Below are 20,542 nucleotides of genomic sequence, written 5' to 3'. Positions count from 1 at the left end.
TCTCATGACATGCAGTCAAGTATCGATCGTTCGTCGCTGCTCCCCTTCTACCACCAGCTCAAGCAGATTCTCCTCGGCGAGATGGAGAGCCGCGAGCTGGGGCCCGGCGACCGGCTGCCGGGGGACCACGAGCTGTGCGAACGCTACGGGGTCTCCCGGACGGTCGTCCGCCAGGCGCTGGCCGAGCTGGAGTCCGAGGGAGTCATCGAGCGGATCAAGGGCCGCGGCACCTTCGTCGCCCACCCCAAGACGCCCGAGGGGCTGGTCCAGTCCCTCACCGGGCTGTACGAGGACGTGGCCGCCCGCGGCGGCCACCTGCGCAGCCAGGTCCGCCGGCTGGCGGTGGTGCCGGCGGACGCACAGGTCGCCGGGGAACTGGACGTGCCCCCGGGGCATCCGGTGATCGTCATCGAGCGGCTGCGGTTCGTCGAGGAGGAGCCGTGGGTGCTCACGATCACTCACGTCCCGCAGGAGGTCGCCCCCGGTCTTGTCGACGAGGATCTGACCCAGGAGTCGCTGTACGCGCTGCTGGAGGGCAAGTTCGGGGTGCGGCTGGTGCAGGGCCGCCGCTCGGTGGAGGCGGCGGTGGCCTCCGCGGAGCTGGCCCGCAGCCTCGGCGTCAGCCGGGGCGCCCCGGTGCTCGTGCTGCGCAGCGTCAGCGTCGGCGAGCAGGGCCGTCCGGTGGAGAGCTTCGTCGCCTTCCACCGGGGCGACCGCAGCCGCTTCGAGGTGGAGCTGTCCCGGCAGTCGGGCGCCCCGCCCCGGCCGCTGATGATCGTCACCGACTGACGCCCCCGGGCGGTACGCCCCGTACGCCCCGGACCCGACCCACGCCACGCGGCCGGTCCGCTCTCCCCGAGCGGGCCGGCCGCGACGCGTGCGCGGGGGAGTCCGATCGGCCGCTGTCGGCACCCTTGACATCCTGACCGTACAGGATGTCAAATGACCAGGTCATCACGCTGACGCCCTCCGGAAGTACCCCGCACGACCCCAGGAGGCCACGGTGCCGTCGTACGCATCGCCCCCTCTCGACCCGAGCCGCATCACCTTCGATCCGCGGGCCGGCGGCATGAGCCCGTCGGGCCCGGTGCTCACCCGGCGCATGTCCGACCTCGACGGCCTCTTCGCCGACGGCGACGCCTGGCGCGCCGCGGTGCGGGACGGCGGTGACCCCGTCGTGTACGACGTCGCCTCCTCGCCCGTACCGGAGGCCGAGGGCGAGCTGCCCCAGTCGATCACCACGATCCGGCCGGGCACGGTCGCGGGCGAGTTCCACATGACCAAGGGCCACCAGCACCCCAACCCGCAGGGCGAGATCTACCTCGGCCTCGCCGGCACCGGCGGGCTGCTGCTCTTCGACGGGGACCGGCCGCACTGGATCGACATGTCCCCGGGCGCCATCGGCTACATCCCGCCGGGCTGGGCGCACCGCAGCGTCAACACCGGCGACGAGCCGTACCGCTTCCTGGCCGTCTACCCCGGCAACGCCGGCCACGACTACGGCTGGGTCCTCGACCACGGCATGGGCTACCGCGTCCGGCGCGCCCCGGACGGCGGCCCGCCGCTGCTCGTCCCCTTCACCGCTTCGTCGCCCTCCTCCCCCTCGTCCCCTACCAACCAGGAGTAGCCATGGCGCGCATCCGATTCGTCTCCTCGGGGGTGGCCGCCGCGCTGGCCGTCGTCTTCGCGGCCGGCGGCGTCGCCGCCGGGAAGGCGGCGTTCGACGACTCCGGCTCCTCGTCGGGCGGCGCCGCCGCGGTCGGCGGCACCAAGGTCGACGTCATCACCAAGGCCACCGACTCCGACTTCTGGCAGTCGATGCTCGCCGGGTCCAAGCAGGCGGGCGACGACTTCGGCATCGACCTCGGGCTCTTCGGGCCGACCTCGGAGACCGACATCGAGGAGCAGGTCAGCCTGGTGGAGAACTCCATCTCCCGGGGCGCCGACGCCATCGTGCTGGCCTCGAACTCCTCCACCGCGCTCAACGGCGCGGTCGACCGGGCCCGCGACGCCGGTATCAAGGTGATCACCGTCGACAACGCGATCACCACCGAGTCCGAGGGGTTCATCGGCACCGACAACGTCAAGGCGGGCGAGCAGGCCGGCGTGCGCATGTGCGAACTGCTCACCGACAAGGGCCAGCAGAACGGCAAGATCCTCCACGAGAGCTCGACCTCCGGGCAGCAGGTCCTGGTCGACCGGTTCAACGGCTTCAAGAGCGGCCTGGCCGCCGAGTGCCCCGACGCCGAGATCATCCAGACCTCCGTCAACGACAACGACCTCAACAAGGCCGTCTCCCAGGTCAACGACGCCCTCACCGCGACGCCCGACCTGGCCGGGGTCTTCGCCGACAACAACACCTCCGGCACCGGCGCCGCCAAGGCCGTCGCCGAGCGCAACGCGAGCGACCGCGTCTCCGTCGTCGCCTTCGACTCCGACCCCGCCGAGATCGCCGGCGTACGCGACGGCTCCATCGACGCGATCATCGTCCAGAACCCGTTCTTCTTCGGCTACCAGGGCGTCGTCGAGGCGGCGATGGCCGCGGGCGACAGCACCCCGCCGGTCCGGCTCGACCCGGGCGCCGTCGTCATCGACAAGTCGACCGTGGACGACGCGCAGTACGAGCAGTTGCTCAACCCGCCCAAGACCAAGGGCTGAGGGGCCGGCCATGGCAACCGAGTCGAGCCCCCTGGTCAGCCTGCGGGGCGTGGGCAAGAGCTATCGCGCCGTCACGGCGCTGGACGCGGTGGACCTGGACATCGCGCCGGGCGAGGTGCACTGCCTCGCCGGCGAGAACGGCGCCGGGAAGTCCACCCTGATCAAGGTGCTGACCGGCGCGGTGGCCCGCGACGGCGGCGCGTACCGGGTGCTCGGCCGCCAGATGCGCACCCACGTCACCCCCGCGGAGGCGCGCGCCGCCGGCATCGGCGTGGTGTATCAGGAGCTGAGCCTGATGCCCGAGCTGACCGTGGCGAGCAACCTGAGCATGTTCGCGATGCCCGGCCGGGCCGGCTGGGTCGACCGCCGCCGGCAGCGCGCCCAGGCCGCTCAGATGCTGGCCCGCGTCGGCCTGACCGACCTGGACCCCCGTACGCGCGTGTCGGAACTGACCACCGCCACCCGGCAGTTGGTCGAGATCGCCCGCGTGCTCGGCCAGGACGCGCGGCTCGTCGTGTTCGACGAGCCGACCACCGCGCTCTCCGCGCAGGAGGCGGACGCCCTGCTGGCGCGCATCGCCGCGCTGCGGGACGAGGGCGTCTCCGTTCTGTACGTCACCCACCGGCTGGAGGAGATGTTCGCCGTCGGCGACCGGGTGACCGTGCTGCGCGACGGCCGGGTGGTCGAGACCCGGCCGATGTCCGGCTACGACGAGGACTCCCTCGTGCAGTCGATGGTCGGCCGCCGGATCGAGAACCTCTACCCCGGCGAGCGCCCGGAGCCCGGCGACGTACGGCTGGAGCTGCGCGGCCTCAGGCCCGCCGGCTTCCCCGCGCCGGTGGACCTGACCGTACGCCGCGGCGAGGTCGTCGGCCTGGCCGGGCTGCTCGGCTCCGGGCGCACCGAACTCCTGCGCGCCGTCTTCGGCGCCGACCCCGTGCTCGGCGGCGAGATCCTCGTCGACGGCCGCCGCGTCAGCGCCACGTCCCCGCGTGCCGCCGCCCGGGCCGGACTGGGGCTGTTGCCCGAGGACCGCAAGGAGTCCGGGCTGCTGCCGGGGCTGAGCATCGAGAAGAACGTGGCCATCGCCAGCCTGCCGCGCACCGGCACCCTCGGGGTGCTGCACCGCCGCCGGATGCGCGAGCACGTCACCGCCGCCTCCGCGGGCCTGCGCATCAAGCTCGGCGACTGGAGCGACCCCGTCTCCTCGCTGTCCGGCGGCAACCAGCAGAAGACACTGGTCGCCCGCTGGCGGGCCACCGGCGCCAAGGTGCTGCTCCTCGACGAGCCCACGAAGGGCGTCGACGTCGGCTCCAAGGCCGACATCTACCAGGTGATCGCCGAACTGGCCGCGGACGGCCTGGCGATCGTGGTCGTCTCCTCCTACCTCCCCGAGCTGCTGGGCCTGTGCGACCGCGTCGAAGTGGTGCGCCAGCGCCGGCTGGTGGGCTCGCTGCCCGCCGCGGAGGCCACCGAGGAGGCGGTGCTCCGCCTGGCGAGCCCCGTGGGCCCGGCGGCCGGCGCGGATCCGGCCGCGGCGCCCGCCACCGACGCCGCCGACGCCTCCGCGGCCGGTCCGCCCGGCCCCGCCGCCGAATCCTCCGCACCGTCCCTGGAGAACCGATGACCGACCTCGCCAGAGCCACCGCCCCCGCCGCCGGCGGCACGTCCAAGGGCATCCAGTTCGGCAGGCGCCCCGCCCGGCAGCCCGCCGACGGGGAGATCCTCCGCCTGGGCCAGGTGCTGGGCCGTACCTCCGGTGGCATCCCCGTGCTGCTGGTGCTGGCCTTCGCCCTGACCATGTCCACCGAGTCGTTCCTCACCGGCACCAACCTGGACAACCTCGGCCGGCAGGTGTCCATCTTCGCGATCATCGCGGTCGGCCAGCTCATCGTCATCCTCACCGCGGGAATCGACCTGTCGGTCGGCTCGGTCGTCGGCCTGTCCGGCATCGTCGCCGCCAAGATGGTCTACGACACGAGCGGCGGTCTGCCCATCCTGGCCGCCGTGCTCCTCGCGCTGCTCGTCGGCGCCACCGCCGGGCTCGTCAACGGGCTGCTGGTGGCGTTCCTCAAGATGCCGCCGTTCATCGTGACGCTCGGCATGATGGGCGCGGCCCGCGGCGCGACCCTGCTGCTCAGCGACGGCCGTACCGTGCAGCCGCTGCCCGACGGCTTCGCCGAACTCGGCGGCGGCAGCCTGCTGGGCATCTCCCATCTGACCTGGCTGATGGTGCTCATCACGGTGTTCTTCGCGCTGCTGCTGCGGCGCACGGTGTGGGGCGAGTACGTCTACGCCGTCGGCTCCAGCGCCGAGTCCGCGCGGCTGACGGGCGTGCCCGTACGCCGCGTGCTCGTCAGCGCGTACGTGCTCTCCGGCACCCTCGCCGCGGCGGCCGGCGTGCTGCTCGCCTCCCGCCTCGGCAACGGCGTGCCGACCTCCGGCAACGGCTACGAACTCCAGGCGATCGCCGCCTGCGTGATCGGCGGCGCCAGCCTCTTCGGCGCCAAGGGCAGCGCGCTCGGCGCGCTCGTCGGCGCGCTGGTCGTCGGCATGCTCAACAACGGCGGCACGCTGCTGGGCATCGACCCGTTCTGGCTGCAGATCGTCATCGGCGTGCTGATCCTCGCCGCCGTCGCCACCGAGCACGTCCACAACCTGCGCCGCGGCGGCAGGGCCAAGGCGGTCTCCGGCGACGCGCGGACCGGACAGGCCGGCGGGGGAGCGCAGCCGGATACGGGCGCTACGGGGGACGAGACTGCCGGTGAGCCGACCCCGACGAAACGAGCGGCACCATGATCATCGCCCACGACCTCGGCACGACCGGCGACAAGGCCTCGCTGCACGCCGACGACGGCACCCCGGTCGCCGCCCTGACCGAGCACTACGGCACCGACTTCCGCGCCGGCGGCGTCGCCGAGCAGGACCCCGAGGTGTGGTGGCAGGCGGTGTGCACCGCCACCCGGCGGCTGCTGGAGCACACCGGCGTACGGCCCGCGGAGGTGGCCGCCGTCGGGTTCAGCGGCCAGATGATGGGCGCGGTCCTGCTCGACTCCGCGTACCGGCCGGTGCGGCCCTCGCTGATCTGGGCCGACCACCGCAGCCGGGAGCAGGCCGGCCGGCTGACCGCCGCGCTCGGTGCCGAGCGGGCGTACCGCCTGCTCGGCCACCAGCTCCACCCCACCTACTCGCTCACCAAGGTGATGTGGGTACGCGACCACGAGCCGGAGACCTTCGCCCGGGTGGCCCACGTCTGCCTGGCCAAGGACTACGTCGTGCACCGGCTCACCGGCGTGCTGGCCACCGACGGCTCCGACGCCTCCAGCACCAACGCCTACGACCAGCCCGCCGGCACTTGGTCCGCCGAGGTGCTGGCCGCGGCCGGCGTCGACCCCGCGCTGTTCCCCGAGATCGTGCCGTCGACCACCGTCGCGGGCCCGCTGCTGCCCGAAGCCGCGGCGGCGACCGGGCTGGCCGCCGGCACCCCCGTCGTCCTCGGCGGCGGCGACGGCCCGCTGGCCGCGCTGGGCGCCGGCGTCATCGACCCCGCCGACGGCGCGTACACCTACCTCGGCTCGTCCTCCTGGGTCTCGCTCTCCGCGGAACGCCCGCTGCACGACCCGCGGATGCGCACCATGACCTTCGACCACGTCGTGCCCGGCCGCTACGTGCCGACCGCGACCATGCAGGCCGGCGGCGCGTCGCTGGACTGGGTCGCGGAGGTGCTGCGCCCCGGCCAGGGCGGGGACCGCTTCCCCGACCTGCTCGCGGCGGCGGCCGACGCCGACACCGCGGGCCTGTACTTCCTGCCCCATCTGCTCGGCGAACGCTCCCCGTACTGGAACGCCGCGGCCGCCGGCGCGTTCCTCGGCCTCACCCGCCACCACCAGGAAGCGCACCTGACCCGGGCGGTGCTGGAGGGCGTGGCGTTCAACCTGGCCACCTGCGTGGGCGCGTTCCGTGAGGCCGGGCATCCCGTGGACCGGGTGGACGCCATCGGCGGCGGCGCGGCCAGCGACCTGTGGCTGCAGATCCTCGCCGACGTCTGGGGCGCCACCGTGCGCCGCCGCAGCATCGTCGAGGAGGCCAACAGCCTGGGCGCCGCCGTCACCGCGGGCGTCGGCGCGGGCCTCGTCGACGGCTTCGCCGTCGCCCGCGACCTGTCCGAGGTCACCGCCGAGTTCACCCCCGACCCCGGCCGGCACGCCGGCTACCGGCGGCGGCACGCGCTGTTCCTGGAGGCGTACGAGCGGCTGGAACCGTGGTTCGCGAAGGAGAAGCGATGAGCGGAAGCACGGACAGCCGGGAGGGTGCGGCACCCGTGGTGCTGGTGACGTCCCGGTCCTTCGGCAGCGGCACCGCGCCCGTGGAGGACGAACTCGCCGCCGCCGGGCTGCGCGTGGTGCGCGGCTCCACCGTCCACGACCCCGCCGAGCTGGCCCCGCTGCTGGCGGGGGCCGTCGCCTGGATCGCCGGCACCGCGCCGGTCACCGACGCGCACCTGGCCGCCGCGCCGCGGCTCAGGGTCGTCGCGCGCTACGGCGTCGGGGTCGACAGCGTCGACCTGGCCGCCGCCGCGCGCCGCGGCGTCACCGTCACCAACACCCCCGCCGCGAACAGCGACGCCGTCGCCGACCTCGGCATCGCGCTGCTGCTCGCCGCGCTGCGCGGCGTCGCCGCCGGCGACCGGGCGGTGCGCGCCGGGTCCTGGCAGCCGCGCCGCGGCCGGGAGCTGGGCACCCTCACGCTCGGCGTCGTCGGCCTCGGCCGGGTCGGGCGGGGGGTGGCGCGGCGCGCCGCCGGGTTCGGCACGCAGGTGCTGGGGCACGACCCGTACCTGGACCCGGTGGTCTTCGAGGTGCTGGGCGTCCGGCGGGCGCCGCTCGCGGAGCTGGCCGGGCGGTGCGATGCGGTGAGCCTGCACGCTCCCGGCGGCACCCGGGTGGTCGACGAGCGGTGGCTCGCCGGGGCCCGGCCGGGGCTGATCGTCGTCAACACGGCGCGGGCCGACCTCGTCGACGAGCACGCGGTCGCCGCGGCGCTGCGGGACGGCAGGCTGGCCGCGTACGCCGCGGACACCCTCGCCGGCGAGGGCGGCGCCGCCGCCCAGAGCCCGCTGCTGGCCCCGGAGTTCGCCGACCGGGTGGTCCTCACCCCGCACCTGGGGGCGCAGACCGTCGAGGCGGTGGACCGGATGGGCACGGGTGCCGTACGGGCCGTCCTCGACGTGCTCGCGGGCCGCGAGCCCGCGCACCCCGTACCCCTGCCCGTACCCGCCACCGAAGAGAGCGCACCGTGACCACCCAGCCCACCCCCGCCGCCGGCGCCGCCCCCGCCACCGGCGCCGCAGCGCCCCCGTCCCCGCTCGCCGGGCTGCGCCGCGCCGGCGTCGTCGCCGTCCTCCGCGCCCCGACCCCGGACGGCGCGCTGGCCGCCGTGGCGGCGCTCCTCGAAGGCGGCGTCACCGGCATCGAGATCACGTACTCCACGCCCGACGCGCCCGCGGTCATCGCCGAGCTGCGCGCCCGCCACCCCGGGGCGCTGGTGGGCGCGGGCACCGTGCTCACCCCCGCCCAGGCCGCCGCCGCGGCCGAGGCCGGCGCCGCGTTCCTGGTCAGCCCCGGCACCACGGCGGAACTGGCCGCCGCCATGCTGGACACGGGCCTGCCCGTGCTCTCCGGCGCCCTGACCCCCGGCGAGGTCATGACCGCCACCGCGCTCGGCGTGCACGCGGTCAAGGTCTTCCCCGCCTCCCTCGGCGGCCCCGGCTATCTGCGCGCGCTGCGCGGCCCGTTCCCGGACGTGCCCCTGGTGCCCACCGGCGGGGTCTCCGCGGGCAACCTGGGGGAGTGGTTCGCCGCCGGCGCGCTGGCGGTCGGCGCGGGCGGCGAGCTGTGCTCGGCGGCGCACATCGCCGCCGGGGACTGGGAGGCGCTGACCGTACGGGCCCGGGCGTTCGCCGCGGCGCTGGCGCAGGCCCGGCCGGAGCCGGCCGCCCCCGCCGGCGCGGCGGGCCCGGGCGGCGCCGCCGGTCCGGGCGCGGAGGCCGTCCGTTGAGCGCACCGACCGGCGCCGCCGCGGACACGGCGGCCATGGCCTTCGTCGGCGTCAGCACCGGCGAGTCGTCCATCATGCGGATCTTCCCCGAGTGGTCCCGCCTCCTCGGCCTGCCCACCGCCCGGCTGGTCGGCTTCGACCTGCCCCCGGACGCGGAACCCGCCCGCTACCGGGCGGTGGCCGAGCGGATCCGGCGCGACCCGCTGCTGCTGGGCGCGCTGATCACCACGCACAAGATAGGCGTGTACCGGGCCGCCGCCGACCTCTTCGACGAACTCGACGACTTCGCCCGGCTGTGCGGCGAGGTGTCCTCCGCCGCCAAGCGGGACGGCCGCTTCATCGGGCACGCCAAGGACCCGCTGACCGCCGGCCTGGCCATCGAGGAGTTCCTCGCGCCCGCCCACTTCGCCGCCACCGGCGGCGAACTGCTCTGCCTCGGCGCCGGCGGCGCCGGCACCGCGATCAGCTACTACCTCGCCCGCCGCCCCGACGCCCCCGCCCGGATCGTGTGCACCGACCGCTCCGCCGACCGGCTCGCCGGGCTGGCCGACGTGCTCCGGCGCGGCGGCGCCGACCCCGCCCGGCTGCGTACCGTCGTCACCGAGGGACCCGCCGACGACCTGCTCGCGGCGGCGCCGCCCGGCACCCTCGTCGTCAACGCCACCGGCCTCGGCAAGGACCGGCCCGGCTCGCCGCTGTCGCCCGCGGCGCGCTACCCCCGCGGGGCGGTGGCGTGGGAACTCAACTACCGCGGCGCGCTGCCCTTCCTGCACGCGGCCCGCGCCCAGGCCGCCGAGCGCGGCCTCGACGTCGTCGACGGCTGGCGGTACTTCATCCACGGCTGGTCCCAGGTGATAGCGGAGGTGTTCGGCCTGACCCTGGACGCCGCGACCGTGGACCGGCTCTCCGCCGCCGCCGAGGCCGTCCGGTGAGCGTGCGCACGGTCCTCGGCGACCTGCCCGCCGACCGGCTCGGCCGGACCGACTACCACGAGCACCTCTTCCAGGTCTCGCCGCTGCTGCCCGGCGACGAGCTGGACGACGAGGCGCGCAGCGGGCAGGAGGCGGCGTACCTGAGGGCGGCCGGCTTCACGGCGATGGTCGAGGCGACACCGGTGGGCCTGGGCCGCGACCCGGCGGCCGTCGCCCGCATCGCGCGGGCCGCGGGGCTGCACGTCGTGCACACCACCGGCGCCCACCGCGAGCCGCACTACGCGCCGGGCCACCCGCTGCTCGCGATGCGCGAATCCGGGCTGGCCGCGCTGTTCACCGCCGAGCTGACCGACGGCATGTACGCGGACGAGGAGTTGACGGTACGGGCCCGGCCCGCCGTGCGCGCCGGGATCGTCAAGGCGGGCGTCGGGTACTGGTCGGTGACCCCGTTCGAGCACCGGGTGCTCGCGGCGGCCGGCGCCGCGCACCGGGCCACCGGGGCGCCGGTGATGGTGCACCTGGAGTACGGCAGCGCGGCGTTCGAGGTGCTGGCCGAGCTGGCCGGGCACGGGGTGCCGGCGCACCGGGTCGTCCTCGCGCACGCCGACCGCAACCCCGACCCCGGGCTGCACGCGGAGCTGTGCGCGGCCGGCGCGTACCTCGGCTACGACGGCATGGCCCGGCACCGCAACCACCCCGACTCGACAGTCCTCGGCTGCCTGCTGGCCACCGCCGAGCGCGCCGGCCCCGACCGGCTGCTGCTCGGCGGCGACGTCGCCCGCCGCGGCCGCTACCGCGCGTACGGGGGCATGCCGGGCCTGGACTACCTGCCGCGCCGCTTCCTCCCGCGGGTCGCGGCCGAGGGCGGCGAGGAACTCCTGCACGCGGTCACCGTCACCAACCCCGCCCGGCTGCTGGACTGGGCGGGTTGACCGCGGGACCCGCCGCCCGGCCGCGGCGCCCGCGGCCGGGACTTACCCGGCTGTTACGGCTCCCGGGTCAGGCTTGGTCCCCGGGGGATCCGCCCCGGGGACAGCGCGAAGACGGCGACGGGGAGGCGGCGTGCGGGTACTGCTGGCCGAGGACGCGGCGGATCTGGTGGAGATCCTGGCCGAGGGGCTGCGGGCCCAGGGCATGGCGCTGGACGTGGCGCCGGACGGAGCCCGTGCCCTCGAACTGCTCGCCGTGCACGCCTACGACGTGCTGCTGCTGGACCGAGACCTGCCCGCGGTGCACGGCGACGACGTGTGCCGCGCGATCACCGGCCGCGCCGGGCCGAGGCCGCGGGTACTGATGCTGACGGCCGCGGGCACGGTCGGTGACCGGGTGGCCGGGCTGGACCTCGGCGCCGACGACTACCTCGCCAAACCGTTCGACTTCGCCGAACTCGCGGCGCGCATCCACGCGCTGGCCAGACGGGCGCGCCCCGCGCCGCCGCCGGTGCTGGTGCGCGGCGACCTGACGCTCGACACGGCGAGCCGCACCGCCGTCCGCGGCGGCCGGGAACTGGGGCTGACGGGCAAGGAGTTCGACGTGCTGCGGGTGTTGCTCGGTGCGCACGGCGCCGTGTTGAGCGGCACGGAGCTGCTGCGCAGGGTCTGGGACGCCCACGCCGACCCGTACACCAACACCGTCCGGGTGACGCTGTCCCGGCTGCGCCGCAAACTCGGCGAGCCCGAGCTGATCGAGACGGTGCCCGGCGCCGGCTACCGGGTCGGCTGAGATGGGGTCGAGGAGCGGGGTGGGGCGCGGGGCACCGCTGCGAGGCTCGCTGCGGCTGCGGCTGACCGCGCTTTACGGCGGGCTGTTCCTGGTCGCGGGCGTGGCGCTGCTCGCGATCACGTACGCGCTGGTGGCGGGCCGGCTGAACCGCCGGGGCAGCGGCCCGCCGGACCTGGGACCGCTTCCGGAGCCGTGGGAGGGCGGGCGGGGCCCGTTCGGAACCGGCGGCGACGGCGATCCCGCCCCCGGGGAACGGCTGAGCGACGGGCTCGACCTGTTGCGGGAGCTGACCGGCGAGGCGGCGGCGCGGCAGCGTGAGGAGGCGCTGGACCAACTGCTCGTGCAGTCCGCCATCGCGCTCGGCATCACCGCCGTGCTGGCGATCGGCCTCGGCTGGGTGGTGGCGGGGCGGGCGCTGCGGCCCGTACGGGCGATCACCGCCACCGCGCGCCGGCTGTCCACGCACAATCTCGACGAGCGGATCGGACTGCACGGCGGGGGAGGGGAGCTGAAGGAACTGGCGGACACCTTCGACGCGATGCTGTCCCGGCTCGCCGCCGCGTTCGAGGCGCAGCGGCGGTTCGCCGCCAACGCCTCGCACGAGCTGCGCACGCCGCTGACGGTGCAGCGGGCGGCGATCGACGTGGCGCTGGCCCACCCCACGACGGAGTCGCTGACGGCGATGGCCATGCGGGTGCGGGCGTCGACCGAGCGGCACGAGCGGCTGATCGCCGGGCTGCTGATGCTGGCCCGCAGCCAGGCGGGCGTGGCCGCCCGGGAGGAGGTGGACCTCGCCACACTGGCCGCGGCGGCGCTGACGACGGCGACGTCCACCACGGGATCCCAGGCGGAGGGCGGCCACAAGGCCGCCGGGCCGACCGCCGAGCGGCGGCTCGGCGCCGCGCGGCTGTCCGGGGATCCGGTGCTGCTGGAGCGGCTCGCGGTCAACCTGGTCGACAACGCCGTGCGGTACAACGTGCCCGGCGGCCGGCTCACCGTCGAGACCCACGGCGACGGCCGCTCGGCGGTGCTGCGCGTCGCCAACACCGGCCCGGCCGTGCCGCAGCAGGACGTCGCCGCGCTCTTCGAGCCGTTCCGCCGGCTGGTCCCCGACCGTACGGGCCCACCGACCGGCTTCGGACTCGGGCTGTCCATCGTGGCCGCCGTCTGCGCCGCCCACGACGGCACGTGCGTGGCGCGGGCGCGGGAGGAGGGCGGCCTCGACGTCACGGTCACCCTGCCTGCCGCACCCGCGCACGCCCGCCTCACGCCGGCGAGGCCGGCCGTCCCTCCCCCAGACTCTCCCGCAGGGAGTCCGGCAGCTTCTCCTTGAGCTCCCCGGGCACCTTCTCGCGCAACTCCGGCAGCTTCCCGGGCAGCTCGTCCACACCCTCCTCGATCTCCTTGCGGATCTTCTCCGGATCCGGCGGCGGGTCGAGGACGTGCTCTGCCGTCCGCGCGTCCCCGTCGCGGGTGCCGGACACGGCGACCTCGTCGCCGACCTCGACGGCGGAGGCGTCGGCGTCCGCGTCGTCCTCCACCCGGATCCGGGTGTCGTCGTCGAGCGTCCACTTCCAGCTCACGCCGTCCGAGCTCTTCACCGTGAGCGCCGAGTCCGACGCCGCGGTCACCTCGCCGACCTGGCCGGCGCGGTAGGTGATCTCGCCGGTCTCCCGGTCCTCGACGGCGCTCTCCGAGTGCAGCAGCTCCTTGTCGGCCAGCTCGCCCGGGTCCAGATCCTTCAGGCCGGGCAGTTCGTCGAGGAAGCGCTTCGGCTCCCTGCCCTCGTCGTCGCTCGCGGCGTCCGCGGCAGGCTGGGCCTGGGAGGTGCCGGAGAGGGGCGATCCGCCGGATTCGCCGGACAGTCCGTAGGCGGTGGCGCCGACGGCGATCACGGTGCTGCAGGCGAACACCCCTCCGGTCACGGCAAGGCTGCGTTTCATGGCTGACGTCCCTTCTTCCCGCGTGTGCTTGGCGAACACGGGAAGCATGCGACGCCCGTTCTAACGCGGCCGTAAGCGGTGCCGGGCCGCCCGTTCTCAGCCGGCGTCGTCCTCCGCGACGACCTCCAGGATCTGCTCGCCGTACTTCGCGAGCTTGTTCTCGCCGACGCCGCTCACCGAGCCCAGCGAGGCGAGCGACCCGGGCCGCTCGGTGGCGATCTGCCGCAGCGTCGCGTCGTGGAAGATCACGTACGCGGGCACCCCCTGCTCCTTCGCGGTCGCGCCCCGCCACGCGCGCAGCCGCTCGAACAGCGACGCCGCCTCCGCCGGCAGCTCGACGGCCTCCGCGCGCCCGGACCCGGACCCGGACTTCGTCTTCGCCGCCTTCGCCGCCCGCTTGGGCTCGCTGCGCAGCGGCACCTTGCGGCCCCGGTACAGCACCTCGTCGGCTTCTTCGGTGAGCACCAGCGTGCCGTAGTCGCCCTCGACGGCCAGCAGCCCCTTGGCGAGCAACTGCCGTACGACACCGCGCCACTCGTGCTCCGCGAGGTCGGAGCCGACGCCGAAGACGGACAGCGAGTCGTGGTCGTGCTGGATGACCTTGGCCGTCTTGCGGCCCATCAGGATGTCGACGATCTGCCCGGCGCCGAACTTCTGCCGCCGCTCGCGCCGCAGCCGCACCACCGCGGACAGCAGCTTCTGCGCGGCGACCGTGCCGTCCCACGACTCGGGGGGCGTGAGGCACGTGTCGCAGTTGCCGCACGGGGACCCGCTCTGGCCGAAGTACGCGAGCAACTGCGAGCGCCGGCAGTCGACGCTCTCGCAGAGCGCGAGCATCGCGTCGAGGTGCGCGCCGGCCCGCCGCCGGTGCGCGTCGTCGCCCTCGGAGCCGTCGATGAGCTTGCGCTGCTGCACCACGTCCTGCAGCCCGTACGCCAGCCACGCGGTGGACGGCAGCCCGTCGCGGCCGGCGCGGCCGGTCTCCTGGTAGTAGCCCTCGACGGACTTGGGCAGGTCGAGATGGGCGACGTAGCGCACGTCGGGCTTGTCGATGCCCATGCCGAACGCGATGGTCGCGACGATCGTCATGCCCTCCTCGCGCAGGAACCGCGACTGGTGCTCGGCGCGGGTCGCCGCCGGCAGTCCCGCGTGGTACGGCAGGGCGTCGATCCCGTTCCGTACGAGGAAGTCCGCCGTGTCCTCCACCGACTTGCGCGACAGGCAGTAGACGATGCCCGCGTCGCCCGCGTGCTCGGTGCGCAGCAGCTCCAGGAGCTGCTTCTTCGGCTCGCGCTTGGGCACGATGCGGTACTGGATGTTGGGCCGGTCGAAGCTCGCCACGAAGTGCCGCGCCTCCTCCAGCCGGAGCCGGGCGGCGATCTCCGCGTGCGTGGCCTTGGTCGCCGTCGCGGTCAGCGCGATCCGCGGCACGTCCGGCCAGCGCTCGGAGAGCGCGGACAGCGCCAGGTAGTCCGGCCGGAAGTCGTGCCCCCACTGCGAGACGCAGTGCGCCTCGTCGATGGCGAACAGCGCGATCGTCCCCCGGTCGAGCAGCCGCATCGTGGACTCCACCCGCAGCCGCTCGGGCGCCAGGTAGAGCAGATCGATCTCGCCCGCGACGAACTCGGCCTCCACCATCCGCCGCTCGTCGGGATCCTGCGTGGAGTTCAGGAACCCGGCCCGTACCCCGAGGGCGCGGAGCGCGTCGACCTGGTCCTGCATGAGCGCGATGAGCGGCGAGATCACCACGCCGGTGCCCGGCCGTACCAGCGCGGGAATCTGGTAGCACAGCGACTTGCCGCCGCCGGTGGGCATCAGCACGAGGGCGTCGCCGCCGCCCACGACATGGTCGATGATCTCCTGCTGACCCTCGCGGAACGACTCGTAGCCGAAGACCTTGCTGAGGACCTGCAGCGCCTCGGTGGAACTCATCGGGCGAGTTTATGCCCCGCCACCGACATCCCGCGGCGGGACCTCGGGACCGGCCGGCCGTCACGGCCGGTCCCGGCCTGCGCTAGTCGGACTCCCGCTGCGGCAGGGGGCGGTACGTGTCGGGGCCTGGCCTCCGGCCCTCGGGCGGGTACTCGCAGTCGAGGCCGGTGATCTCGTAGTCGGTGCCCTCGCTCTGCTCCCGGTCCACGACGACGGAGCCCGTGCACACGCGGCCGTGCCCGTCGGTGAAGGTGACGATCTCGCTGGAGTCGGTCGGGGGGTCGGTGCACCCCGCGACCAGCAGTGCCGTGCCCGCGGCCATCGCCGCCGCGCCGAGCTTCCACCACCGTGCCATGCCACTCTCCTTCGCCTCGGTGCGGCCGGCGGTCCGGGCGCCACCACCGGCACCGTAGGACGGAGGCCCCGGGAGCCCTCCCGCGGCGATCGTTGCTACGTGTGCGTCACCCGTCAGATTCCGTCAAGGTTCCTGCCCAGGCGGGTCTGGCAGAGTACGCCCGGAAGCAGGTCGATTCACAAGGTGGGGAATTCGATGACGGGTAAGAAGACGAGCTTTCGCGCGTCAGCTCACTTGCTGGCACTGGTCGGATCTGCCGCCGTGATTTTGGCACTCTCGCCCCCGGCGGCAGTTGCGGAGACGAATACCGGCAACGGAGTCCTGGCGGAATACAACGGTCGGACCATCGACCTTTCCGAGGGCTGGCAGGGCGCGACGTCCTGTGTGGAGCAAGCCGATGGCGGCTTTCGCTGCTACGACGACGAGGAGGACTACCTGGAGGAGCAAGGGCTCGATGCTCCGGGCGCCGAGGCGGGGACGATTGCCGGCGACGGGTGCGAACGCAGGTACCTCTGTCTCTGGGACGACCGTTACTATGCCGGGAAAAAGGTCCGATTCGTCAAGGCCGGAAGGCACGACCTGAGTTCCGTGGGTTTCGGGAACAGGGCGAACAGTTTTTACAACAACCGCACCTTGCCTTCGGAACTGTATGACGTCGGATGCGGTTGCACTCTCCATGCCGCAGGACGACAGCCTCGTTCGGAGCTCAGCCTCATAGAGAAACCGAACGGCGTAGGAACCTGGAACAACGCGATCGACGACGTCATCCTGCACAACGACTAGACCACGGTCGCCCGCCCCTCGTACGGTCCGGGTGTCCTCCCGCAGCGGCGGGAGGGCTTCCGGGCTAGAGGGTGAAGCCTGCCGGGAAGGGGTCTTCGGGGTCCAGGAGGTACTGGGACATGCCCGTGATCCAGGCGCGGCCCGTCACCGCCGGGACCTGCGCGGGCAGGTCGCCGACCGTCGTCTCCGCCTCCAGGCGGCCCGTGAACAGCGTGCCGAGCAGCGACTCGTTGACGAAGTCCGCGCCCAGCGCCAGTTCCTCGCGCGCGTACAACTGCGCCATCCGCGCCGACGTGCCGGTGCCGCAGGGGGAGCGGTCGAACCAGCCCGGGTGGATGACCATCGCGTTGCGCGCGTCCGCGGAGCCGCCCGCCGGCGGTGCCGTCAACTGGACGTGTTTGCAGCCCGAGATGCCCGGGTCGGCCGGATGCACCGGCCGGTTCTGCTCGTTGATCGCGTCCATGATCGCCAGGCCCGCCGTCAGCATCCGCTCCTTCTCCGCCTTCGCGAAGGGGATGCCGAGGCTGTCGACCGGCAGGATGGCGTAGAAGTTGCCGCCGTACGCCATGTCGTACGCGACCCGCCCGATCCCCGGCACCTCGACCGCCGCGTCCAGTTCCAGCGCGAACGCCGGCACGTTGCGGAACGTCACCAACGCGGCCCGCCCGTCCGAGACCGCCACCCGGGCGGTCACCAGCCCGGCGGGCGTGTCCAGCCGGACCTCCGTGACCGGCTCCGTGACCGTGACCATCCCGGTCTCCACCAGGACCGAGGCCACCCCGATCGTGCCGTGCCCGCACATCGGCAGCAGGCCGGAGACCTCGATGTAGAGCACGCCGTAGTCGGCGTCCGGCCGGGTCGGCGGCTGCAGGATCGCGCCGCTCATCGCGGCGTGGCCGCGCGGCTCGTTCACCAGCAGTTGCCGGACGTCGTCCAGGTGCGCGGCGAAGTACGCGCGGCGCTCGGCCATCGTGGCGCCCGGCACCACCCCGACGCCGCCGGTGATCACCCGGGTCGGCATGCCCTCGGTGTGCGAGTCGACGGCCGTGAAGTAGCGGGAGGCGCGCACGTCACACCCCCGCTCGATGGCCGGCGAGTGTCCTGTCCCGGGCGGCTTGCGGCATGGCGTTCTCCTCGGCGTGGCGGTAGGGCGGTACGGCGGGGGTCATGGCGGTTCCGGTGCCGGGCCTGCGGGCGGCGGCTCCGCGAGCTCGCCCAGCCGGACCGGGGACGCGATCGGGCGGCGCGCGAACGCCGCGGCGTCCGGCAGGCCCGTCAGGCAGGCGACGTTGGGGCCGCACACGCGGCCCTGGCACGGGCCGAGACCCGCCCGGCCGACCAGCTTCACGGCCCGTACCCCGAGCGCTTCGCGCTCCTGCACCGCGCGGCGCATCTCGCCGTACGTGACCTCCTCGCAGCGGCACACGAGGGTGTCGTCGCGCAGCCAGGTACGCCACCCGTCCCGCACCGGGTACGCCCGCGCCAGCGCGGCGGCGAACCTGCGCCCGGCCCGTACCCGGCGCAGCGCCGCCGCCGGGGGCGCCGGGCGGGCGCCGAGGAGCCGGGCCGCGGCGACGCCCGCGACCTCGCCCTCCGCGGCGGCCGGGCCCGCGCCGCCGACGCCCGTCAGCTCGCCGGCCGCGAACACCCCCGGCACCGACGTGGCCTGTGCGGCGTCGACCGCCACGAACCCGCCGTCGAGCGCGCAGCCGACGGCGAGGGCCGTCTCCAGTTGCGGCACGAACCCGAAGCCGACGCACACCGCGTCGGCCTCCACCCGCCGCTCGCTCCCCGGCACGATCCCCCAGCCGGCGTCGAGGCGCGCTGTGGTCACGGCCTCCACGCGGTCCGTGCCGTGCGCGGCGACGACCGTGGCGCGGCGGCGGTACGGGATGCGGTGGCGGGCCAGCAGCGCGGCGTGGCCGGCGAGTTCGCCGAACTTGCGGCGCCCGGCGAGGACGTCGGCGGGCCGCCGCAGCCAGGCGGTCACGGGCTCCGCGGCCTCCAGCACTCCGGCCACCCGTGCCCCGGCGGCCGTCAGCGACGCGGCGACCGGCAGCAGGAACGGCCCGGTGCCGGCCAGCAGTACGCGCTCGCCGACGCGCACGCCCTGCCCCTTCGCCAGCGCCTGGGCGGCGCCGGCGGTGAAGACGCCGGGCAGGTCCCAGCCGGGAAACGGCAGCGCCCGGTCGTACGCCCCGGTGGCCAGCACCAGCGCGCGGGTCTCGACGCTGCGCCCGGTACGGCCCGGGCCGTCGGCGGGTCCGGTGCGCAGGTGCACCCGGTGGCCGCCGCCGGGCACGGGCTCGACCGCCCAGACCACGGAGTGCGGCAGATGCTCCACGCCGGGCGGCGGCGCGAACCGGTCGTGCCCGGCGAGGGAGTTCTGCCGGTGGTACTGCCCGCCGAGCGCGGCGCTGGAGTCGACGAGCAGGACGCGGACGCCGAGCCGGGCCGCGGCCCGGGCGGCGGCCATCCCGGCCGGCCCGCCGCCGACGACCACGAGAGGGCCGAAGGGGCCGGGGGAGGCGAGACGGGTGCCGTCCTGCGCGTCGTCCGTGCCGGTACGGCTCACGCCGGCAGCTCCGCGCCGCTCTGGGTGCGGATGTCGTCGCAGTCGCGGACGAGGCGCTGGCAGGCGCGCACGTCGGGGGCGCCGTTGACGACGACGAGGCAGTCGTGGCAGACGCCGATGCCGCAGAAGACGCCGCGCGGCCTGCCGCCGCCGCGGGTCGTCCGCCAGGAGACCCGGCCCAGCGCCAGCAGCAGCCCGGCGACTGTCCGCCCGGACTCGGTGACCAGCTCCTCCCCGTCGACCCGCACGGTCACCGGCCTCCCGGCAGCCCCCGTACGGGCACCTGCCGCGGGGTCCGCCGGCGAGCCCGCGGCCCGCCTCCCGCGCGCACCGCCGCCCGCACCGCCGCCGCCCCACGTGCGCTCCGGCCTACGCCGCCTCATCCGCCGCCTCCGCCTGCCCGATGACCCCCGGCCGGTCCACCCGGAACGGCTCCGCGTCCGTCTCCGGCGGCCGCCCCGTGAGCAGGTCCGCCAGCAACCGCCCCGTGCCCGCCGCCAGTCCGATGCCCGCGCCCTCGTGCCCCGTCGCGTGCCAGAGCCCGGGCCGGCGCGGGTCCTCGCCGATCACCGGCAGGTGGTCCGGGACGTACGGCCGGAAGCCGCCGTACGCGCGGATCACCGGCACGCCGGCGAGCACGGGGAACAGCCCGACCGCCTTGCGCGCCAGCTCGCGCAGCACCGCCACGCGCAGCGTCTCGTCGAAGCCGACCCGCTCCCGGCTGGAGCCGATGAGCACCGTCCCGGCCCGCGTCGCCTCCACGACGGTCGACGTCTGCAGGTCCGCGGTGCCGCCGGCGACCGCGCCGACGTAGTCGGCGTCGTAGACCTTGTGCCGCACCGTGCCCGCCGGCAGCGCGGCGGTGACGAGGACCATGCCGCGCCGCGGCAGCACCGTGACCGGCGCGCCCGCCGCCGCGGCGAACCGGCCGGCCCATGGCCCGCAGGCGTTGACGACCGCGCCGCACGGCAGGGTGCCCCGGTCGGTGCGTACGCCGGTGACGGCCCCCGCGGCGCCGGTCGTGACCCCGAGGGCGGTGACGCCGGCCCGTACCCGCCCGCCCCTGGCCCGTACCGCCGCCAGCAGGGCGGTCGTCGCGAGCACCGGCTGCACCTGGGCGTCCTGCGGGTAGTGCACGGCGGCCGTGACGTCCGCGGTCAGGTGCGGCTCCAGTGCCCCGGCCCCGGCGGGGCCGACCGGCTCCGCCCGGACGCCCGCGCCGCGCTGGGCCGCGGCGAAGTCCGCCAGCGCGCCGGCCGCCGCCGGCGTGGTGGCGACGACCAGACCGCCCTTGGCCTCCCACTCCGCCTCCGCGAGGCGCGGGCCGAGCAGGTCGCGCAGCTCGGCGAGCAGGTGGGGCCAGCGGCGGCGGGAGTGCCGGGCGAGGTCCAGCTCGGGTCCGGGTGCCTTGTCGGAGACCAGGACGTTGCCCTCGCCGGCGGCGGTGGTGCCGCTCGCGGGCGCGCCGCGGTCCAGCACGGCCACCGAGAGTCCGGCGGCGGTCAGCGCCTCGGCGCAGGCCGCGCCGATCACGCCGGCACCCACGGCCACGACGTCGTACGCCACCTGCCACCCACCTCCGTTC

Annotated in this window: 20 protein-coding genes; 13 read left to right on the top strand and 7 right to left on the bottom strand. The window is 75.1% G+C overall.

The features are described from left to right. Positions 1–9 precede the first annotated feature (9 nt). The 12 genes from O7599_RS07635 (at position 10) to O7599_RS07580 (ending at position 12,702) form a co-directional block, all read left to right on the top strand. On the top strand, positions 10–789 hold the full coding sequence (locus O7599_RS07635; RefSeq protein ID WP_281621349.1) for a GntR family transcriptional regulator: 780 nt from the start codon (positions 10–12) through the stop codon (positions 787–789). A gap of 214 nt (positions 790–1,003) precedes the next feature. Further along, positions 1,004–1,627: a glucose-6-phosphate isomerase family protein gene (locus O7599_RS07630; RefSeq protein ID WP_281621348.1), complete on the top strand. Its 624-nt coding sequence runs from the start codon at positions 1,004–1,006 to the stop codon at positions 1,625–1,627. Positions 1,628–1,629: 2 nt separating this feature from the next. Next, positions 1,630–2,658 (top strand): ABC transporter substrate-binding protein, encoded by a 1,029-nt coding sequence (locus O7599_RS07625; RefSeq protein ID WP_281621347.1) that lies wholly within the window; start codon positions 1,630–1,632, stop codon positions 2,656–2,658. A 10-nt stretch (positions 2,659–2,668) separates the two neighbouring features. Beyond that, positions 2,669–4,285 carry a sugar ABC transporter ATP-binding protein gene (locus O7599_RS07620; RefSeq protein WP_281621346.1) on the top strand — a complete coding sequence of 539 codons (1,617 nt, stop codon included), beginning with the start codon at positions 2,669–2,671 and terminating at the stop codon, positions 4,283–4,285. Next, positions 4,282–5,457: an ABC transporter permease gene (locus O7599_RS07615; RefSeq protein ID WP_281621345.1), complete on the top strand. Its 1,176-nt coding sequence runs from the start codon at positions 4,282–4,284 to the stop codon at positions 5,455–5,457. Before O7599_RS07620 ends, O7599_RS07615 begins: the two co-directional genes overlap by 4 nt. Beyond that, on the top strand, positions 5,454–6,944 hold the full coding sequence (locus O7599_RS07610; RefSeq protein ID WP_281621344.1) for an FGGY-family carbohydrate kinase: 1,491 nt from the start codon (positions 5,454–5,456) through the stop codon (positions 6,942–6,944). Before O7599_RS07615 ends, O7599_RS07610 begins: the two co-directional genes overlap by 4 nt. Then, positions 6,941–7,957 carry an NAD(P)-dependent oxidoreductase gene (locus O7599_RS07605; RefSeq protein ID WP_281621343.1) on the top strand — a complete coding sequence of 339 codons (1,017 nt, stop codon included), beginning with the start codon at positions 6,941–6,943 and terminating at the stop codon, positions 7,955–7,957. The genes O7599_RS07610 and O7599_RS07605 overlap by 4 nt, the downstream gene beginning before the upstream one ends. Beyond that, positions 7,954–8,715, top strand: a complete 762-nt coding sequence (locus O7599_RS07600) for a bifunctional 4-hydroxy-2-oxoglutarate aldolase/2-dehydro-3-deoxy-phosphogluconate aldolase (RefSeq protein WP_281621342.1) — start codon at positions 7,954–7,956, stop codon at positions 8,713–8,715. The genes O7599_RS07605 and O7599_RS07600 overlap by 4 nt, the downstream gene beginning before the upstream one ends. Continuing rightward, entirely contained in the window at positions 8,712–9,647 is a 936-nt protein-coding gene (locus tag O7599_RS07595; RefSeq protein ID WP_281621341.1) for a shikimate dehydrogenase, read from the top strand. The genes O7599_RS07600 and O7599_RS07595 overlap by 4 nt, the downstream gene beginning before the upstream one ends. Then, positions 9,644–10,579, top strand: a complete 936-nt coding sequence (locus tag O7599_RS07590) for an aryldialkylphosphatase (protein WP_281621340.1) — start codon at positions 9,644–9,646, stop codon at positions 10,577–10,579. Before O7599_RS07595 ends, O7599_RS07590 begins: the two co-directional genes overlap by 4 nt. 130 nt (positions 10,580–10,709) lie before the next feature. After that, complete coding sequence (locus O7599_RS07585) at positions 10,710–11,369, top strand: response regulator transcription factor (protein WP_281621339.1); 660 nt, start codon at positions 10,710–10,712, stop codon at positions 11,367–11,369. Between the two features lie 19 nt (positions 11,370–11,388). Next, positions 11,389–12,702: a HAMP domain-containing sensor histidine kinase gene (locus O7599_RS07580; protein ID WP_281621338.1), complete on the top strand. Its 1,314-nt coding sequence runs from the start codon at positions 11,389–11,391 to the stop codon at positions 12,700–12,702. On the opposite strand, the gene O7599_RS07575 is transcribed toward O7599_RS07580, so the two are convergent. From O7599_RS07575 to O7599_RS07565, 3 genes are all read right to left on the bottom strand, one after another. Further along, positions 12,635–13,312 carry a DUF5666 domain-containing protein gene (locus O7599_RS07575; protein WP_281621337.1) on the bottom strand — a complete coding sequence of 226 codons (678 nt, stop codon included), beginning with the start codon at positions 13,310–13,312 and terminating at the stop codon, positions 12,635–12,637. The two genes, O7599_RS07580 and O7599_RS07575, sit on opposite strands and share 68 nt — an antisense overlap. A gap of 96 nt (positions 13,313–13,408) precedes the next feature. After that, positions 13,409–15,244: a DNA helicase RecQ gene (gene recQ, locus O7599_RS07570; RefSeq protein WP_281621336.1), complete on the bottom strand. Its 1,836-nt coding sequence runs from the start codon at positions 15,242–15,244 to the stop codon at positions 13,409–13,411. A gap of 82 nt (positions 15,245–15,326) precedes the next feature. Continuing rightward, a complete protein-coding gene (locus O7599_RS07565) occupies positions 15,327–15,599 on the bottom strand; it encodes a hypothetical protein (RefSeq protein ID WP_281621335.1) in 273 nt (90 codons plus the stop codon). A 195-nt stretch (positions 15,600–15,794) separates the two neighbouring features. Here O7599_RS07565 and O7599_RS07560 point away from each other — a divergent pair, with 195 nt between their 5' ends. Next, the gene (locus O7599_RS07560) at positions 15,795–16,382 is read left to right on the top strand and encodes a peptidase inhibitor family I36 protein (protein ID WP_281621334.1); all 588 of its coding nucleotides are present in this window, start codon (positions 15,795–15,797) and stop codon (positions 16,380–16,382) included. Positions 16,383–16,446: 64 nt separating this feature from the next. Here the strand turns inward: O7599_RS07560 and O7599_RS07555 are convergent, their stop codons facing one another. The 4 genes from O7599_RS07555 to O7599_RS07540 form a co-directional block, all read right to left on the bottom strand. Next, a complete protein-coding gene (locus O7599_RS07555; RefSeq protein ID WP_281621333.1) occupies positions 16,447–17,451 on the bottom strand; it encodes a proline racemase family protein in 1,005 nt (334 codons plus the stop codon). 96 nt (positions 17,452–17,547) lie between these two features. After that, complete coding sequence (locus O7599_RS07550; RefSeq protein WP_281623308.1) at positions 17,548–18,885, bottom strand: FAD-dependent oxidoreductase; 1,338 nt, start codon at positions 18,883–18,885, stop codon at positions 17,548–17,550. Between the two features lie 68 nt (positions 18,886–18,953). Then, on the bottom strand, positions 18,954–19,340 hold the full coding sequence (locus O7599_RS07545; RefSeq protein ID WP_348652592.1) for a (2Fe-2S)-binding protein: 387 nt from the start codon (positions 19,338–19,340) through the stop codon (positions 18,954–18,956). Next, entirely contained in the window at positions 19,327–20,523 is a 1,197-nt protein-coding gene (locus O7599_RS07540) for an FAD-binding oxidoreductase (protein ID WP_281621331.1), read from the bottom strand. Before O7599_RS07540 ends, O7599_RS07545 begins: the two co-directional genes overlap by 14 nt. Positions 20,524–20,542: the final 19 nt, after the last annotated feature.

The sequence above is a fragment of the Streptomyces sp. WMMC500 genome, from assembly GCF_027497195.1.
GTDB lineage: Bacteria > Actinomycetota > Actinomycetes > Streptomycetales > Streptomycetaceae > Streptomyces.
Note: the sequence above shows the minus strand (reverse complement) of the source record. Positions and strands in the feature narration are given on the sequence as shown.

What these genes read in the sequence shown, in the direction of transcription:
- O7599_RS07575 (WP_281621337.1), bottom strand. Translation starts at nt 13,312, where the DNA reads ATGAAACGCAGCCTTGCCGTGACCGGAGGGGTGTTCGCCTGCAGCACC.
- O7599_RS07610 (WP_281621344.1), top strand. Translation starts at nt 5,454, where the DNA reads ATGATCATCGCCCACGACCTCGGCACGACCGGCGACAAGGCCTCGCTG.
- O7599_RS07545 (WP_348652592.1), bottom strand. Translation starts at nt 19,340, where the DNA reads ATGAGGCGGCGTAGGCCGGAGCGCACGTGGGGCGGCGGCGGTGCGGGC.
- O7599_RS07615 (WP_281621345.1), top strand. Translation starts at nt 4,282, where the DNA reads ATGACCGACCTCGCCAGAGCCACCGCCCCCGCCGCCGGCGGCACGTCC.
- O7599_RS07620 (WP_281621346.1), top strand. Translation starts at nt 2,669, where the DNA reads ATGGCAACCGAGTCGAGCCCCCTGGTCAGCCTGCGGGGCGTGGGCAAG.
- O7599_RS07635 (WP_281621349.1), top strand. Translation starts at nt 10, where the DNA reads ATGCAGTCAAGTATCGATCGTTCGTCGCTGCTCCCCTTCTACCACCAG.
- O7599_RS07605 (WP_281621343.1), top strand. Translation starts at nt 6,941, where the DNA reads ATGAGCGGAAGCACGGACAGCCGGGAGGGTGCGGCACCCGTGGTGCTG.
- recQ (WP_281621336.1), bottom strand. Translation starts at nt 15,244, where the DNA reads ATGAGTTCCACCGAGGCGCTGCAGGTCCTCAGCAAGGTCTTCGGCTAC.
- O7599_RS07625 (WP_281621347.1), top strand. Translation starts at nt 1,630, where the DNA reads ATGGCGCGCATCCGATTCGTCTCCTCGGGGGTGGCCGCCGCGCTGGCC.
- O7599_RS07565 (WP_281621335.1), bottom strand. Translation starts at nt 15,599, where the DNA reads ATGGCACGGTGGTGGAAGCTCGGCGCGGCGGCGATGGCCGCGGGCACG.
- O7599_RS07560 (WP_281621334.1), top strand. Translation starts at nt 15,795, where the DNA reads ATGACGGGTAAGAAGACGAGCTTTCGCGCGTCAGCTCACTTGCTGGCA.